At 70.7% G+C, this 16,381-nt stretch carries 18 protein-coding genes; 8 read left to right on the plus strand and 10 right to left on the minus strand.

Going from position 1 to position 16,381, the window contains the following annotated elements; all coding sequences use genetic code 11:
- Window positions 1-38 precede the first annotated feature (38 nt).
- Window positions 39-998 (plus strand): asparaginase, encoded by a 960-nt coding sequence (locus FF096_RS01075; RefSeq protein ID WP_309222436.1) that lies wholly within the window; start codon window positions 39-41, stop codon window positions 996-998.
- Between the two features lie 11 nt (window positions 999-1,009).
- Here the strand turns inward: FF096_RS01075 and FF096_RS01080 are convergent, their stop codons facing one another.
- Window positions 1,010-1,807 (minus strand): alpha/beta hydrolase, encoded by a 798-nt coding sequence (locus FF096_RS01080; protein WP_309222437.1) that lies wholly within the window; start codon window positions 1,805-1,807, stop codon window positions 1,010-1,012.
- 112 nt (window positions 1,808-1,919) lie between these two features.
- On the opposite strand from FF096_RS01080, the gene FF096_RS01085 reads away from it, so the two are divergent.
- From FF096_RS01085 to FF096_RS01110, 6 genes are all read left to right on the plus strand, one after another.
- Window positions 1,920-2,549 (plus strand): helix-turn-helix domain-containing protein, encoded by a 630-nt coding sequence (locus FF096_RS01085; RefSeq protein WP_155214464.1) that lies wholly within the window; start codon window positions 1,920-1,922, stop codon window positions 2,547-2,549.
- Window positions 2,546-3,379, plus strand: coding sequence for a hypothetical protein (locus FF096_RS01090; RefSeq protein WP_155214465.1), 834 nt, complete (start codon window positions 2,546-2,548; stop codon window positions 3,377-3,379). Before FF096_RS01085 ends, FF096_RS01090 begins: the two co-directional genes overlap by 4 nt.
- Before the next feature lie 70 nt (window positions 3,380-3,449).
- Window positions 3,450-3,764 (plus strand): DUF2516 family protein, encoded by a 315-nt coding sequence (locus FF096_RS01095; RefSeq protein WP_155214466.1) that lies wholly within the window; start codon window positions 3,450-3,452, stop codon window positions 3,762-3,764.
- Entirely contained in the window at window positions 3,761-4,648 is an 888-nt protein-coding gene (locus FF096_RS01100) for an alpha/beta hydrolase (RefSeq protein ID WP_309222438.1), read from the plus strand. Before FF096_RS01095 ends, FF096_RS01100 begins: the two co-directional genes overlap by 4 nt.
- 11 nt (window positions 4,649-4,659) lie before the next feature.
- Entirely contained in the window at window positions 4,660-5,397 is a 738-nt protein-coding gene (locus tag FF096_RS01105; protein ID WP_155214468.1) for an alanyl-tRNA editing protein, read from the plus strand.
- 124 nt (window positions 5,398-5,521) lie between these two features.
- On the plus strand, window positions 5,522-6,436 hold the full coding sequence (locus tag FF096_RS01110) for an SDR family oxidoreductase (RefSeq protein WP_155214469.1): 915 nt from the start codon (window positions 5,522-5,524) through the stop codon (window positions 6,434-6,436).
- Here the strand turns inward: FF096_RS01110 and FF096_RS01115 are convergent.
- The 5 genes from FF096_RS01115 to FF096_RS01135 are packed head-to-tail and all read right to left on the minus strand — an operon-like array spanning window position 6,427 to window position 11,038.
- Window positions 6,427-7,455, minus strand: a complete 1,029-nt coding sequence (locus tag FF096_RS01115) for a YafY family protein (protein ID WP_309222439.1) — start codon at window positions 7,453-7,455, stop codon at window positions 6,427-6,429. The genes FF096_RS01110 and FF096_RS01115 overlap by 10 nt on opposite strands.
- Before the next feature lie 3 nt (window positions 7,456-7,458).
- Window positions 7,459-8,109 (minus strand): response regulator transcription factor, encoded by a 651-nt coding sequence (locus FF096_RS01120; RefSeq protein ID WP_155214470.1) that lies wholly within the window; start codon window positions 8,107-8,109, stop codon window positions 7,459-7,461.
- Window positions 8,106-9,374, minus strand: coding sequence for a sensor histidine kinase (locus FF096_RS01125; protein WP_155214471.1), 1,269 nt, complete (start codon window positions 9,372-9,374; stop codon window positions 8,106-8,108). The genes FF096_RS01120 and FF096_RS01125 overlap by 4 nt, the downstream gene beginning before the upstream one ends.
- 10 nt (window positions 9,375-9,384) lie before the next feature.
- A complete protein-coding gene (locus FF096_RS01130; RefSeq protein ID WP_155214472.1) occupies window positions 9,385-10,119 on the minus strand; it encodes an ABC transporter permease in 735 nt (244 codons plus the stop codon).
- A 10-nt stretch (window positions 10,120-10,129) separates the two neighbouring features.
- Window positions 10,130-11,038 (minus strand): ABC transporter ATP-binding protein, encoded by a 909-nt coding sequence (locus tag FF096_RS01135; protein ID WP_155214473.1) that lies wholly within the window; start codon window positions 11,036-11,038, stop codon window positions 10,130-10,132.
- A gap of 160 nt (window positions 11,039-11,198) precedes the next feature.
- On the opposite strand from FF096_RS01135, the gene FF096_RS01140 reads away from it, so the two are divergent.
- Window positions 11,199-11,990, plus strand: coding sequence for an EI24 domain-containing protein (locus tag FF096_RS01140; protein WP_375335269.1), 792 nt, complete (start codon window positions 11,199-11,201; stop codon window positions 11,988-11,990).
- Between the two features lie 75 nt (window positions 11,991-12,065).
- Here FF096_RS01140 and FF096_RS01145 read toward each other — a convergent pair whose 3' ends face one another.
- The 4 genes from FF096_RS01145 to FF096_RS01160 form a co-directional block, all read right to left on the minus strand.
- On the minus strand, window positions 12,066-13,073 hold the full coding sequence (locus tag FF096_RS01145; protein WP_155214475.1) for a LacI family DNA-binding transcriptional regulator: 1,008 nt from the start codon (window positions 13,071-13,073) through the stop codon (window positions 12,066-12,068).
- 19 nt (window positions 13,074-13,092) lie between these two features.
- A complete protein-coding gene (locus tag FF096_RS01150) occupies window positions 13,093-14,463 on the minus strand; it encodes a GH1 family beta-glucosidase (RefSeq protein WP_309222440.1) in 1,371 nt (456 codons plus the stop codon).
- Window positions 14,460-15,293, minus strand: a complete 834-nt coding sequence (locus FF096_RS01155; RefSeq protein WP_155214476.1) for a carbohydrate ABC transporter permease — start codon at window positions 15,291-15,293, stop codon at window positions 14,460-14,462. The genes FF096_RS01150 and FF096_RS01155 overlap by 4 nt, the downstream gene beginning before the upstream one ends.
- 67 nt (window positions 15,294-15,360) lie before the next feature.
- Entirely contained in the window at window positions 15,361-16,368 is a 1,008-nt protein-coding gene (locus FF096_RS01160; protein WP_155214477.1) for a carbohydrate ABC transporter permease, read from the minus strand.
- Window positions 16,369-16,381 lie beyond the last annotated feature (13 nt).

Genomic DNA, 16,381 nt, shown 5'->3' on the forward strand with positions numbered 1-16,381 from the left:
GCGTGAGGGCGTTCGGACACCTCGGTACCGTCCACGTTGTGGGAAAGACGTACGAGGGTGGCGTGCCGCTCGCCGAGGTGGTCCGGTCCGACTTCGTGGAGGGCGTACACCGAGGGTCGGTGGTGGTGCTCGACGGTGTCGGCGCGCCGCTGGCCGTCGCGGGTGATGTCACCTCGCCGATCTTTCCCCGATCGTCGAACAAACCGATGCAGGCCGTCGGGATGCTCCGGGCCGGTCTGTCGCTGACCGACTCCGCCGACTTGGCCATCGTGGCGGCCAGCCACGCGGGGGAGGGGTTCCACCTGGCCCGGGTCGCTGGGCTGCTCACCGAGGCCGGGCTCGACGAGGGCGCGCTGCACTGCCCGCCGGAGCTGCCGGTGGGCGAGCAGGCGCGCAGCGCGGTACTGCGGGCCGGCGGTGGGCCGACCCGGATCCAGATGAACTGCTCCGGCAAACACGCCGGAATGCTGCTGACCTGCCGCGTCGCTGGTTGGCCGTTGGACGGGTACTGGCGTGCCGATCATCCGCTCCAACGGTGGCTGCGCGGGACGTTGGAGGAGTTCACCGGGGAGGAGGCGGTGGCGGTCGGCGTCGACGGGTGCGGCGCGCCGGTGCTGTCCGCGTCGCTGACCGGGCTGGCCAGGGCGTACCTGCGGTTGGTCACCGCCGACGGCGACACCGAGGCGGGGCTGGTGGCCGGTGCGATGCGGGCCCACCCGGAGCTGGTCGGCGGTACGCAGGCGGACGACACCCGGCTGATGCGCGGCGTACCCGGGCTGCTGGCGAAGGTCGGCGCGGAGGGTGTCATCGCCACGGCGCTGCCCGGCGAGGGTGCCGTGGCGCTGAAGATCGACGACGGTGCTGGCCGTGCCCGGATGCCGGTCCTGGTGTCAGCGCTGCGCCGGCTCGGCGTCGACGCGCCGGTGTTGACCGAGTTCGCCGAGGTGCCGATCTTCGGCGGCGGCCTTCCCGTCGGTGCCATCCGCTCCCTCTGGTGATCCCCCAGGCCCTAGCCGAGGAAGCTGAGGAGGGCGGCGTTGATCTCGCTGGGGCGTTCGAGAGGGAACAGGTGGGCGGCGTCCGGTATGTCGGGCAGGCGGGACGCGTGGGGTGCCTCGGCGGCGATCCGGTCGGCCAGCTGCCGGATGTCGGGGATGTCGGCGGCACCTGCGGCGACCAGTACGGGCATGGTCAACTCGGCGAGTCGCCCGATGGCCGGTGGGTTGAGTTCGGCGACGTCCACGGCGCTGAGGGCCATTTCGGCGGCGAGTGCGCGTTCGTCCATCTGCACGGCGAAGCTGACCAACTCAGGGGCGACGGCGGCCGGTTCGCGTTCCGGGCCGACCACCCAGAACCGCACCTCACCGGCGGCGCTCGCGGCGAAGTCCTCCTGGTCGACGTCACCGACCAGCTGGTCCCACAGTTCGTTGGTCTGCTCCGACCATTCGTAACCGGACACGGCGGTGCCGAGCAGGGCGAGCGCGCTCACCCGGTGCGGGTGAGCGAGCGCCGTGTCGATCGCCACCGCCCCGCCGAAGGAGCAGCCGACCAGCGCCGCGCTGGCCAGCCCGAGGGCGTCGAGCAAGCCGACGACGTCGTCGTGGTGGGCGAAGGCGTTCGGCGGCAGTTCGGACTCCCCGTAGCCGCGTAGGTCGACGGCGATCACCCGGTGTCGGGCCGCGAGCGGGTCGATCTGCTCGCGCCACATGCGGCGGTCGGCGATGCCGGCGTGCAGGAGGACGACCGGTGATCCGGTGCCGGCCTCGTCGTACGCCAGAAGGGTTCCATTTACCTGGATCTTGGTCACCGCAGGACGGTACGACCAGGTCCAGGGGTTTGCAACTGAACTATGAGAGACGTCGCTAACTCTGGCTAGCACTTTGCTTGCAGCTGCTAGCAGGGCGGGCTAGCGTTGAGTCATGGCCACTTCCAAGGACCTTCCCGACGTCGGCGGGTTCATTCGTGACCTGCGGCGGAACGCGAAGATCTCACTCCGGCAACTGGCCGAGCAGGCGGGGGTCAGCAATCCCTACCTCAGTCAGATAGAGCGCGGCCTGCGCCGACCGAGCGCCGAGGTGCTCCAGCAACTGGCCAGCGCGCTGCGGGTATCCACTCCCGCGATGTATCTGCGGGCCGGTCTGCTCGATGACAAGGAGGGCCAGGGTGTGCTGGCGGCCATCGCCGTCGACCCGGACCTGACGATGGCCCAGAAACAGTCCCTTACCCAGATATACGAGACATTCCGCCGGGAGAACGCCCGGCTGGCGGAAGCGACCGCGACGGCGAGCGGGGACACCACCGCCGGACCGGCCCCGAGCGACGCGACAGGTGGCTCCGGCGCGGACGACATCGCCGCCCCAGACGTGGCCAATCTGGCCGCCACCGGGCCCACCACCGAGGCGGGAACTCCGACCGAGGCGGTGCTTGAGTCGGTCGCCGTCACCGAAGCGGGTTCCGCGCCCGCCCCGAACAACACCTCACCCAGGAAGACCGCCCGCAAGGTGGTCCGCAAGACCGCTACCGCGGTCCAGAAGGAGAAGCAGTCATGACCCAGCCGAAGACCAATCGCATTCCTGCTCCGATCTACGCTGCGGCGGGTGCCGGCGAACTCGCCCTACAGCAGCTGCGCAGGCTGCCCACGGTGGTCGGTGAGCTGCGTGACCGGGTCGTCGCCGACGGCGGCCGGGTCGTCAACGAGCTGGGCGGCAAGGCTGTCGTCACCGGCTTCGAGCTGCGCCAGAAGGCCAACGACACGCTGCGCAACGCCAACCGGACGGCCGAGACGCTGCGGCAGAAGGCCGCCCCGACCGCCGACCTGAACCGGCTGCGCGAGCACGCCGACCTGGCCAAGCTCCGCGAGGCGGCGGATCTCACCAAGCTGCGGGAGACCGCCGACCTGAACAAGCTGCGGGAGGTCGCCGACCTGGACCGCCTGCGCGAGGTGGCCACCCGCAACGCGGCAGTGGTGGTCGCCGGTGCCCAGGCTGCCCAGGAGCGGGCGCTGGCCGCGTACGGCGCGCTGGTGGCACGGGGTGAGCGGGTCGTCGGCACGGGCGTGTTGGAGGCCGCCGAGACGGTGAACGCCGACATCGAGGCGACCGAGGCCACCGCACCGGTGGCGACCGTCACCGACATCACCGAGGCGGCGTCGACCGGCGACAAGCCGACGACCGCCCGGAAGGCCGCGACCGCTCGCAAGCCCCGGAAGACCACGCCCGCCGAGGTGCCGAGCCCGGCCGAGGTGGCCGAGATCGTGGAGGCCAAGCCGGCCGCCGCGAAGAAGGCCACCCGGACGAGGTCGACCACCCGGCAGGCCGCCGTCAAGCGGACCGACAGCCCGTCGGCGAAGCTTCCCCGGAGCACCAAGCGGGGCCAGTGAGCCAGTAGCCTGCGATCCCGGGGCCGTCCTGTCGCCACGGACCCGGGATCGCAGGCATAAGCTTGCCGTCATGGCCAACGCCGCGCCGATCTTCGTCTTCGACGTCCGCCTCGTGATCGAACTGATCCTGTTCGTCTTCGCGCTGATCGTGCAGGGGGTGGCGCTGGTGCACGCCGTGACGCAGCGCTCCGATGCCTTCCCTGCCATCGGCACCCTGCCCAAGGGCGGCTGGATCGCGATCCTTGCGGTCACCCTCCTGCTCACCCTGCTCACCCGCTCCACCCTCAGCATCTTCGGGCTGATCGGTGTGGCGGCGGGCCTGATCTACCTGCTCGACGTCCGGGTCGGGCTCCGCGACCTGGGCGACAACAGAGGGTCCTGGTGAGGTCCTTCCGGTGGCCACCACCGCCGGACGGCGGCCCACGCACCTGGGGCCCCGGCCCAGGTGCCCCACGCACCGGTCGACCGCCGCTGCCCGATCCGGAAACCGAGCTGGTCGCCACCCCGCACGGCGTACGGCTGGAGCGGCTGGTCACCGGCACCGGTGACCCGGTCACCGTCTTCGCGCACGGGCTGGCCAACGGCATCGCCACCACCAGGCCCTTCGGCAGCGGTGTCGCCGGTCGCCGAGTCTTCTTCCAGTTCCGTGGGCATGGTCGATCCGACGCGCCCGACGGCCCGTGGAGCTACCTCGACCTGGCCCGTGACCTGCGGGCGATCGCCGATCTCAGCGGGGCGACCCGTGCCTTCGGGGCCAGCCTGGGAGCCGGTGCGCTGTGCCGCCTGCTCGCCGAGAGTCCAGAACGCTTCGAGCGGCTGGTCTTCTTCCTGCCCGCCGCACTCGACCGGCCGCGCGGCCCGGTCGCCCGTGCCCGGCTGACCGAACTGCTGTCGGCGGTGGAGAGCGGGGACGCCTCTGCGGTGGCGGAGGTCGTCTCGACCGAACTGCCACCGGCCGTACGCAACACCCCGGCTGGCTGGGCCTACCTGCGACAACGGCTGGATCACCTGCTGCGCGACGGACTCGCCGCCGGGCTGGTCGACCTGCCGGAGCAGGCTCCGCTGCCCGATGCCACGGTGCTCGCCCGGGTGACCGCCCCGGCGCTGGTGATCGCGGCTGCGGGCGACGACCTGCACCCGGTGGAGGTGGCCGAACAAATCGCCGCCGTGCTGCCCCGGGCCATCCTGCACCGCTACGACCGCCCCGGCGTGCTCTGGACGGAACGCGCCGACCTGCGTGGGCGGATCTCGGACTTCCTCAACGGGTAGCCTCCCCTGTCATGGGCGTCACACACCATGGCCGTACCCACCGACTCGACCTCGCCGATCCGACCCTGCGGGAGTGGGAGTGCACCGTCCTGCACGCCGACCCGGAGCAGGGCGTGGTGTTGGACCGTTCGGCGTTCTACCCGGGCGGTGGCGGCCAACCACCGGATCACGGCGTACTGCTCTGGCAGGGGGTGCAGACCCGGATCGTCGGCACTCGTAAGGGCGACGACCTGTGGCTGATCCCCGCCGAGGGCGACCCGTTGCCGCCCGCCGGGACCACGGTCACCGGCGCGGTCGAGGACGAGCGGCGTACCCGGCTGATGCGTACCCACTCCGGTCTGCACGTGCTCTGCGGGGTGGTGTTCCGTGATTTCGGCGCGCTGGTAACCGGCGGCAACATGGAACCGGGCGAGGCCCGGATGGATTTCAACCTCCCTGAGGTGCCGGCGGACTTCAAGACCCGCATCGAGGAGTTGGTCAACGCCGAGGTCGCGGCGGACCGGGCCGTCGCCACCCGGGTGCTGCCGCGCGAGGAGGCGCTGGCCCTGCCGGACATCATCCGTACCCAGTCGAATCTGATCCCACCCGACGAGGTGGAGGTACGCATCGTCGACATCGTGGGGCTGGACGTGCAGGCCGACGGCGGCACCCACGTCGCGTCGACCGCCCAGATCGGCAAGGTTCGGGTGGTCAAGGTGGAGAGCAAGGGGCGGGCCAACCGCCGGGTACGCATCCGCCTGGCCGACTGACCCGGCCCATCGGCACGGCGTTTCACCGCCTCCGGCCACGCTGCTCGGCCACCGTTCACCCGGTCGGCCGGTTGCCAGGAATACCTGACCTTGGCTGTCAGGTATTCCTGGCAGCGTGGCAGCCATGACGACATCGCTGACAGGGAAGGTGGCGCTGGTCGCCGGGGCGACCCGGGGCGCGGGCCGGCAGATCGCCGTGCAACTCGGTGCGGCGGGAGCCACCGTGTACGCGACCGGCCGCAGCAGCCGTGCGGGCCGCTCCGAACTGGACCGCCCGGAGACCATCGAGGAGACCGCCGAGCTGGTCACCGAGGCCGGAGGCACCGGCATCGCGGTCCGGACCGACCACCTGGTGCCCGACGAGGTGCGGACGCTCGTCGAGCGGATCGACGCCGAACAGGGGCGGCTCGACGTGCTGGTCAACGACGTGTGGGGTGCCGATCCGCTGATCACCTGGGAGAAGCCGGTCTGGGAACAGCCCCTTGACGCCGGGTTCCGGACGCTGCGGCTGGGCGTCGACACGCACGTGATCACCAGTCACTTCGCGCTGCCGCTGCTGATCCGTCGACCCGGAGGGCTGGTCGTGGAGATGGGGGACGGTACGAAGGCGTACAACGAGCGCAACTACCGGCTCTCGGTCTTCTACGACCTGGTCAAGACCTCGGTCAACCGGCTCGCCTTCAGCTGGGCCCACGAACTCAAGCCGTACGGCGGGACGGCGGTGGCGCTCAGCCCGGGGTGGCTGAGGTCGGAGGCGATGCTGGAGCACTTCGGCGTGACCGAGGCCAACTGGCGGGACGGCGCGGCCAAGGACCCACACTTCCTGATCTCGGAGACCCCGGCGTTCGTCGGCCGGGCGGTCGCCGCGCTCGCCGCCGACCCGGACAAGGCGCGCTGGAACGGCCAGTCCGTCTCCGCCGGGGAACTGGCCAAGGTGTACGGCTTCACCGATGTCGACGGCAGTCAGCCGGACGCGTACCGCTACATCAGTGAGGTGGTCGACGCCGGTCGCCCCGCCGACGTCACCGGCTACCGCTGACCGTCGCCCGCCGACCGGCTCTCCTCGCCGGTCGGCGGCCTCCGGTCGGCGGCGTAGAGGGCCGTGGTCCGCCTCGCCGCCTCGGCCAGCAACGCCCGCAGCTCGGGCGGGTCGAGCACCTCCGCCTCCGGGCCGAGACCGAGCAACTGGCTGTACGCCACCTCGACGGACTCGACGGGTAGCCGGAGCGTCAGCCAGCCCTGCTCGTCTGGTCCGGTCGCGGCGGCGACCGCCTCGTCGTACCCGAACGGTGCGTCGACCACGTGCCGCAGGCCGCGCAGGCCGACGGGGCTCACCCGGAGCGTCACCTCGGCCCGCAGCATCTTCCGCAGGAACGACGCGGCCTGGCGCTGCCAGTGGGCGGCCAGGTCGAAGTCCGGCTCGCGGTCGAAACCCTCCTCGTGCTGCTCGACCGCGATCACCCGGTCCACCCGGTAGGTGCGGAAGTCCTCGCCGACCCGACCGACGAGATACCAGGTCCCGCTCTTGAGGACCAGGCCGCACGGGCAGACCCGGCGGGTCACCTCGTGTTCCCCGCGCCGGTAGCGGAGCGTCACGATCCGGTCCCGCCAGACCGCACCGGCCAACTCGGTCAGCCACGGCGGCGGGGCGTTCTGGTGGTGGTACCAGCCCGGCACGTCCAGGTGGAACCGCTGTCCGGCGCGTACCGGGGCGTCGCGCAGGCTCGGTGGCAGCGCGGCCAGCACCTTGAGCTGTGCCGCTGCCACCGCGTCGGTCAGCCCCATGTCACCGGCCGGTCCGGGCAACCCGGCGAGGAAGAGCGCCTCCGCCTCGTCGCGCGTCATCCCGGTCAGCCTGGTCCGGTAACCGCCGAGCAGCCGGTAGCCACCCGCCCGCCCCCGGTCGGCGTAGACCGGCACCCCCGCGGCGGAGAGCGCCAGCACGTCCCGGTAGACCGTCCGCTCCGAGACCTCCAGCTCGCGGGCCAGCTCCGCCGCCGTCATCACCTCCCTGGCCTGCAACAACAGCAGCAGCGAGATCAGTCGCGCGGCGCGCACCGGTCACCGTCCACCGGGCGTGAGCAGCCCGCGGTCGTACGCGGCGGCCACCGCCGCGGCCCGGTCGTTGACCCCGAGTTTGGCGTAGACGTGCAGCAGGTGGGTCTTGACGGTGGCCTCGCTGATGAACAGCCGGGCGGCCGCCTCGCGGTTGGACGAGCCGCGCGCCACCAGGGTCAACACCTCGAGTTCGCGCTGGCTGAGTGGTTCCTCGGCCGGCTGGCGTGGGGTGCGCAGCCGACCCATCAGCCGACTGGCCACGCTGGGGGAGAGCACCGACTCGCCCCGTGCGGCGGCGCGTACCGCCCGGACCAGTTCCTCGCGGGGCGCGTCCTTGAGCAGGTAGCCGGTGGCGCCCGCCTCGATCGCCGGCAGCACGTCCGCGTCGGTGTCGTACGTGGTCAGCACCAGCACCCGCACCGGGTCGTCCGCCGCGACGAGGTGGCCGATCGCGGTCACCCCATCCATCCCGGGCATCCGTAGGTCCATCAGCACCACGTCGGGGCGGTGACGGGCAGCCATCGTGAGCGCCTCGGCACCGTCCGCCGCCTCGCCGACCACCTCGAACCCGGGATCGCCGACGAACATGCCGCGTAACCCGTCCCGCACCACCGGGTGGTCGTCGACGATGAGCAGCCGTACCGGGTCACTCATGCGACGCCCTGCGGCAGGGCCGGTACGGTGGCCGAGATGGCGGTGCCGCCACCCGGCTCGGACTCGACGGCGAGTTGACCACCGACCCGGATCACCCGCTGTCGCATCGCGGTCAGGCCGTAGCTGCCGTCCCGGTCCGGCGCTGTCGACCGCTCGGTCACGTCGAACCCCGAACCGTCGTCGCGGACGTCCAGAGTCACCACATCCGACATGTACGACAGGGTCACTCCGACCCGGGACGCCTCGGCGTGCCGGGCCACGTTCGCCAGTGCCTCCTGGGCGGCCCGCAGCAGCGTCACCTCGATCTCCGGATGCAGCGGGCGGGGGGTGCCGGTGGTGCTGACACTCGCCGCCACCCCGTGCAGGGCGGACCAGCGTCCGCCCAGCTCGGAGAGGACGTCGGGCAGCCGGGCGGTCTCCAGCGGCTCCGGGCGGACGGCGCGTACCGAGCGGCGGGCCTCGGTGAGGCTCTCCCGCGCCAGGCTCAGCGCGTTGTCCACGTGCCGCCGCCAGTCGGTCGAGCGGTCCCGGGACTGTTCGGCGGCCTCCAGCTGGGTGATGATCCCGGTGAGCCCCTGGGCGAGGGTGTCGTGGATCTCCCGGGCCATCCGCTGGCGTTCGTCCAGCATGCCGGCCTCCCGGGCCTGGGCGATGAGCTGGGCGTGCAGCCCTTCGTTCTCCCGCGCCGTCTCGGCGAGCCGCTCGTTGGCGGCGGTCAGTTCCGCCACCAGTTGCCTGCGTCGTTCGTTCTCCCGCTGGGCGACGTACGCGAACCAGCTCACCCCACCCGCTACCACCAGGTTGAACAGCACCATCACCAGCCAGATGGGCCAGTCCGACCACACCGACGTCAGACCGCCGATCTGTGAGGTGGCGACCAGTACGGCGGTGGCGGCGACACCGGCGATCGGCCACCTGCCGGTCAGGAGGTGGGCGTGCAGGTAGCCGACCCAGGCGAAGAAGCCGAACCACGGGCTGACGATCACCAGGGCGGCGGCGAGCGCGAGCAGCCCCACGTAGTAGAACGCCATCAGCGCCCGACGGCTCTCCCATTCGGGATGCAGGGTGACGAACCAGGCGACCCAACCTCCGGCCACTCCGGCGAGGGCCAACGTGCCCGCCGTCGGCAGGCCGGTGGCCGTCGGCGCGAGGACGGCCAGCAGCGTGCTCACCGCCAGACCGCCGTACGGCAGCACCCGGTAGAGCGTCGCCTCCCGTGCCTGCCAGACGTCGTGCCGACCCTCGGCTTCTCCGTAGCTGGTCATCGGTCCCCGCTCACTCCCAGCGGAACAGTTTCGCCGCGCCGACGCCGGCCGTCACGGCGACGACCGCCATTATCCCCAGGTGCAGCGGGTGCGGTGCGGTGCCGGTCCAGGCATCGAGCAGCGCCTGCACGCCCGGCGGCGTGTACGCGCCGACATCGGCCAGAAAGTCGGGTAGCAGGAATCGGGGCAGGTACACCCCACCGAAGAACATGATCACCATGAACACCGGTACGGCCATCGCCTGGGCGGTCTTGGCCGTCGGGGCGACCGCGGCGACCAACAGGCCCAGCGCGAGCAGCGCCGCCGTACCGAGGACGAGGGCCACCGTGAACCCGAGCAGGTGCTGCGGCAGCGGAGAACCGAACGCCACCCGAGCCACCACGGCGAGGAGTGCCGCGCTGACCAGGATCCCGGCCAGCGCGAGGACGAGCTGGGCGGTCAACAGCGCCAGCGGACTGGCCGGTGTGGTGGCCAGCCGGCGGAGGATGCCGCGCTCCCGGTAGGTGGCCAGCACGGTGGGCAGGGTGTTGATTCCGACCATCGCCAGGGTGATCACCAGTAGCGAGGGGGTGAAGTACGTGACGAAGGACTGGTCGCCGAACTCCGGGCTCGGCTCCCGCAGCGCGGGAATGAGCCCGAGCACCACCAGGATGAACGTGGGCAGGGCGACGGTCAGCGCCCACGTCGGGACGTCGCGCAGGTGGAGCTTCGCCTCAGTCCTGAGGATCTGGCCGAAGGCGTGCATCGCTTTCCTCTCAGTCGGTGAGCCGGTGCCCGGTCAGCTCGACGAACGCGTCGTCCAGTGTGGCCTGCTCCAGCCGTAGGTCGGCGACGACGATCCGGTGGCGGGCGAGCAGCGAGGCGACCGCGTACAGCAGGTCACCGGTTCCGGTCACCACCACCTGGGGGCCGCTGCGGGTCACTGCGGTCACCTCGGGTAGGTCGGTGAGGTGCCGGTCGTCGAGCGGTGCGGAGGGCCGGAAGCGGATCCGCTGCTCCGGAGCGACGGCCGAGACCAGCCCGGCCGGACTGTCCAGCGCCACCACCCGTCCCTTGTCGATGACGGCCAGGCGGTCGCAGAGCCGCTCCGCCTCCTCCATGAAGTGGGTGACCAGCACGATGGTCACTCCGCGGTCGCGTACCCGCTCGATCAGGCTCCAGGTGTCCCGCCGGGCCTGCGGGTCCAGCCCGGTGGTCAGCTCGTCCAGGATGGCGATCCTGGGATTGCCGACCAGGGCCAACGCGATGGAGAGCCGCTGTTTCTGGCCGCCGGAGAGCTTGTCGTACGGGGTGTTCCGCTTCGGCCCGAGCCCCAACTCGTCGATCAGCTGAGCCGGGTCGGCCGGGTCGCGGTAGAACGACGCGTACAGCTCCAACGCCTCCGCGACCCGGAGCCGATCCGGTAGCTGGCTCTCCTGGAGTTGCACCCCCACCAGCTGACGTAGCCGGGCGGCGTCCCGGCGAGGGTCGAGCCCGAAGACCGACACCTCGCCCCCGTCAGGGACGCGCAGCCCGGCGACGCACTCCACCGTGGTGGTCTTGCCGGCACCGTTCGGACCGAGCACGCCGAAGATGTCTCCGGTCTCGACGTGGAACGACACGTCGTCCACCGCCACGGTGTCGCCGTATCGCTTGTGCAGGTTGGTCACCTCGATGACCGGCATAGTCCCCTGCCTCTCACCATCGGTTTCGCGTACCTCTCAAGGGTCGCGACCGGCGGTCGGCGACGAATCGACCAGCTGTAGATGATCTCGGTCCGCTTCCGGTGGATGCCGCCGATCCGTCAACCGGTGGATGCGGCGACAACTGGTTAGGCTCCACGGCGTGCAACCATCCGGAATCCCCGGCACTGCCGTCGGCGCGGGCCGCCGTTTCGCCGGCGGAGCCGCGCTGCTGCTGCGGGGCATCGGCCTGTACGTACGCAGTCCAGGGCTGATGCTGCTCGGCGTCGTCCCGGCGCTGATCTCCGGCACGATCTTCGTGGGCGCGTACGCCTTGCTGGTCTTCTTCGTCGACGACCTGGCCGTCGCGGTCACGCCGTTCGCCGACGACTGGTCGACGACGCCCCGCAGCGTGGTCCGGGTGGTCGCCATGCTGGGTTTCCTCGGCCTCGGTGGCCTGCTCACCGTGCTCACCTTCACGGCGGTCACACTGGTCGTCGGCGACCCGTTCTACGAGAAGATCTCCGAGCGGGTGGAGCAGCGCTACGGCGGCACTCCCGACGCGGTCGAGGTGCCCTTCTGGTCGTCGCTGCGGCGCAGCGCCGCCGACTCGATCCGCCTGGTGGCCCTGGCCGTCCTGGTGGGCATCCCGCTGTTCGTCGCCGGTTTCATCCCGCTGGTCGGCCAGACCGTGGTGCCGGTGATCGGCGCGGTGGTGGGCGGCTGGCTGCTCGCCGTCGAACTGGTGGGCGCACCCTTCTACCGTCGAGGCAAGGGGCTGCGGGACCGGCGGGCCGTGCTGAAGGCGGACCGCCCCACCGCGCTCGGCTTCGGCGTGGCCGTGTTCGTCTGCTTCCTGATCCCCCTCGGTGCCGTCCTGCTGATGCCGGCGGCGGTGGCCGGTGCCGCCCTGCTGGCCCGCCGCTCGCTCGGCCAACCCATCACCGAGGGCTAGCGGACGCGGCATCGAGGGGGTGTGGGTACGTTTGTTGTCGCCTGGACGGCAACAAACGTACCCAGGCGCGGCGGATCAGGCGGATTCGCGGATGATCAGCTCGGTGGGCAGGATGAGGGCCGGCTCGACCTCTTCCCCGGCGGCGAGGCGGAGCAGCAGCCGGGTGCCCTGGCGGCCCAACTCCACTATCGGTTGCCGGACGGTGGTCAGCGGCGGGTCGGTGTACGCGGCGGTCTCGATGTCGTCGAAGCCGATCACCGCCACGTCCTCGGGCACCCGCCGCCCCGCCTCGCGCAGCGTACGCAGGGCGGCGTGTGCCATCAGGTCCGACGCGGCGAAGACGGCGTCCAGGTCCGGGTACGTGTCGAGCAGCTCACGCATCGCCGCCGCGCCGGACTCGCGGGTGAAGTCACCCACTGCCACCATCTCCGGCAGCCCGGCGGCGGCGACGGTGTCCCGGTAGCCGGCCAACCGCTCGATGCCGGCGACCATGTCCTGCGGGCCGGCGATGGTGGCGATGCGACGTCGGCCGGTGTCGATCAGGTGGCGTACCGCGCGGGTGACCCCGCCGACCTGGTCGACGTCGATGTACGGCACGTCCGCCCCGTCGAGCGGCCGACCGCTGCACACCACCGGGATGCCCAGCGCGGCCAGCCGGGCGGGCAGCGGGTCGGCACCGTGCAGCGAGGCGAACAGCACCCCGTCGACGTGCCGGCCGGTGGTGTACCGGGCGACCCGCTCGTGCCCGGCCGGCGATCCGGCCAGCATCAGCACCAGCTGTTTGTCGGCGGCCTCCAACTCCTGCGCGGCCCCTCGGATGATCCCCGGGAAGACCTGGTCGTCGGAGAAAACCCGGGTGGCCTCCTCCGGCATGACCAGGGCGATCGAGTCGGTCCGCTGGGTGACGAGGGTGCGTGCGGCCAGGTTCGGCACGTACCCCAACTCGGCGACCGCCTGGCGGACCGCCTTCTGAATCGGCTCGGCGACCGTGGTCGAGCCGTTGACCACCCGGGAAACGGTGGCCCGGGACACCCCGGCCCGTCGTGCCACCGCCTCCAGGGTGGGCCGCTGCGCCCCCGTCATCGGAGAAACCACCACCTCGTCACAGCCCGTTCCGGGAGATCACCTCCTGGTACCACCGGGCGCTGGACTTCGGTGTACGCCGCTGAGTGAGGTAGTCGACGTGCACGATGCCGAATCGCTTGCGGTACCCCTCGGCCCACTCGAAGTTGTCAAGCAATGACCATACGAGATAGCCGCGCAGGTCGACGCCCCGGGCGATGGCCTCGTGGGCCGCGCGCAGGTGACCGTCGAGGTACGCGATCCGGTCGGTGTCCTGAATCGGGCTGGTCACGTCGGTGGCGGCCTTGTCCGGGAAGGCGGCGCCGTTCTCGGTGATCAGCAGCGGCACCGCCGGGTAATCGGTGGCGATGCGTTCCAGCAGCCGGGTCAGACCGGCCGGCTCGATCATCCAGCCCATGTCGGTCAGCGGCCCGACCGGCGCGAGGAACTCCACCGCCCCCTCGGTGCCGGGGTACGCCCCACCGCCGGCGCCGTCCGGTCGCCCGGCCACATAGGTCGGCGCGTAGTAGTTGATCCCGAGCAGGTCGATCGGAGCCGCGATGATCTTCTCGTCGCCGTCCTGCACGAACACCGGATCGACGATTCGTGCGACGTGCTCGCGGACGTCGTCCGGGTACCCGCCGACCAGCAGCGGATCGAGGAAGATCCGGTTGTGCAGGCCGTCGACGAGGCGTACGGCAGCGGCGTCGGCGGCGCTGTTCGGGTCGGCGGGGCGTACGTCGGCGGGATTGAGCGTGACCCCGACGCGGCCGGCACCGCCCGCGCGCAACGCCTGGGCGGCGAGGCCGTGCGCGAGCAGCAGGTGGTGTACGGCGGCGAAGGCCGCGCCCGGATCCTGCACCCCCGGTGCGTGCACGCCGTTGCCGTAACCGAGGTAGGCCGAACACCACGGCTCGTTCAGCGTCGTCCAGGTGCCGATCCGGTCGCCGAGCCGGGCGTACACGGCGGAGGCGTAGGTGGCGAAGTGCTCCGCCGTCTCACGGCTGACCCACCCGCCCCGATCCTGCAACGTCTGCGGCAGGTCCCAGTGGTAGAGCGTGATGATCGGGTCGATGCCCCGGCGCAGCAGCTCGTCCGTCAGACGGTCGTAGAAGTCCAGGCCGCGCGGGTTGACCGGGCCGGTGCCGTCGGGCTGGATGCGGGGCCAGGACACCGAGAAGCGGTACGCCTGCAAACCCAGGTCCGCCATCAGCGCGACGTCGTCGGCGTACCGGTGGTAGTGGTCGCAGGCGACGTCACCGGTGTGGCCGGCGTACACCTTGCCGGGCGTACGGCTGAAGGTGTCCCAGATCGACTCGCCGCGACCGTCGTCGCGGGCCGCGCCCTCGATCTGGTACGCCGCAGTGGCCGCACCCCAGAGAAAGTTGTCGGGGAATCTCAACTCAGTCACGCCTTGACCGCACCTTCCATGATCCCGCCAATGATCTGGCGGCCGAACAGGACGAATACCAGGAGAAGGGGCAGCGTGGCGATGGCCGTGCCGGTGAAGACCTGGGACATGTCCTGGTAATAGCCGTCAGACAGGGCCCGCAACGATAGCTGCACGGTGGGATTCTCCGGGTCGTTGAGCACCGCGTACGGCCAGAGGAAGTCATTCCACGTGGTCATGAAGGTGAGTAGACCAAGCACGGCGGCGGCCGGCCGCAGTGCCGGCACCACCACATTCCAGTAGATGCGGGCGGTACCGCAACCGTCCACCCTGGCCGCCTCGATCAGTTCGCTGCTGACCGCCTGCCCGGCGTACTGCCGCATCATGAACACGCCGAAGCCGGTGACCAGCGCGGGCAGGATCACCGCCGGTAGCCGGTCGTTCAGGTTCAGCTTGGTCATCAGCATGTACAGCGGGATGATGCCGAGTTGGGTGGGCACCATCATCGTCGCGATGATGATCATCAACAGGGCGTTGCTACCCCGGAACCGCAGCTTGGCGAAGGCGAATCCGGCGAGCGTGGAGAAGAGCACCACCGAGATGGTGACCACGGTGGCGACGATCGCCGAGTTGATCAGGCCGGTCAGGAAGTAGGCGTCGGTGTTGGCGAACAGCCGCGAGATGTTGGCACCCAGGTTGCCGCCGGGGGTGACCGGCGGCGGCAGCTGCCCCATCGCGTCACTGGACCGGCTGGCCACCACGAACATCCAGTAGATCGGGAAGACCGACAGGACCCCGGCGGCGACCAGTGCGAAGTACGTCAGCGGGCTAGCCCGCCACAACCTGCTCATCGCTTCACCTCGCTTCGCTCGGCGCCGCGATGAGGCACGGTCGCACTGAGCCGAATGATTCGCTCGCTCATCGCGCCTTTCCCTTTCGCTTTCCGGTGGCTGGCTGGGCACCCGCGCCGAGTCGGCGGATGATCAGAACGTTGATCGCCGCGACGATGGCGATCAGGGCGAAGAGCAGCCAGGCGACCGCGGACCCGTAGCCGAAGTTGTAGTAGGGCGCGAAGGCGTTCTCGAACATGTACATGGTCATCGTCTGCGATTCGCGCATCGGCCCGCCGCGGATCGCGTTGGTGCCGGAATGGAACAGCCGGGGCTCGGTGAACAGTTGGAGCCCGCCGATGGTGGAGATGATGACGCAGAAGATGATGGTCGGCTTGAGCAGTGGCACGGTGATGGTCCAGAACTGCCGGGCCCGGTTCGCGCCGTCGATCGCCGCCGCCTCGTAGAGGTCGCGGGGAATGGCCTGCATGGCGGCCAGGAAGATCAGCGCGTTGTAGCCGGTCCAGCGCCAGTCGACCATGGTGGAGATGGCGACCCAGGAGGCGAACCGGTCGGACTTCCAGGCGATGCCGTCGATGCCGACCAGGTCGAGCATCCAGTTGATCATGCCGAACTCGCGGCCGAACAACACCCCGAACACGATCGCCACGGCGGCCGTGGAGGTGACGTTGGGCACCAGTACCGCCATCCGCCAGCCGGTACGCATTCGCAGTTGCCGGTTGAGCAGGTTCGCCAGCCAGAGTGCGGCGAGCAGTTGCGGGACGGTGCTGATGACGAAGATGCCGAGGGTGTTGACGACCGAGTGCCAGAAATCGCCGTCGACCAGCAGCCGGGTGTAGTTCTCCGCGCCGACGAAGGTGGGATCGCTACCCAGCAGGTCCCAGTCGTGCAGCGAGACCCAGAAGGTGTACGCCAGCGGCCAGGCCCCGAAGATCGCGAAGACCACGAAGAACGGTGCGATGTAGAGATAGGGCGAGTACTTCGCGTCCACCCGGCTCAGCCACCCGGCCCGGGACGGGCGGATGCCACGCGGCGTCGGTGCGGCCGGTGGTCGCGCGTCGAGCTGCAACGCCATGACCCGTTGACTC

This window comes from Micromonospora sp. CP22 (assembly GCF_009712475.1).
Classification (GTDB): domain Bacteria; phylum Actinomycetota; class Actinomycetes; order Mycobacteriales; family Micromonosporaceae; genus Micromonospora.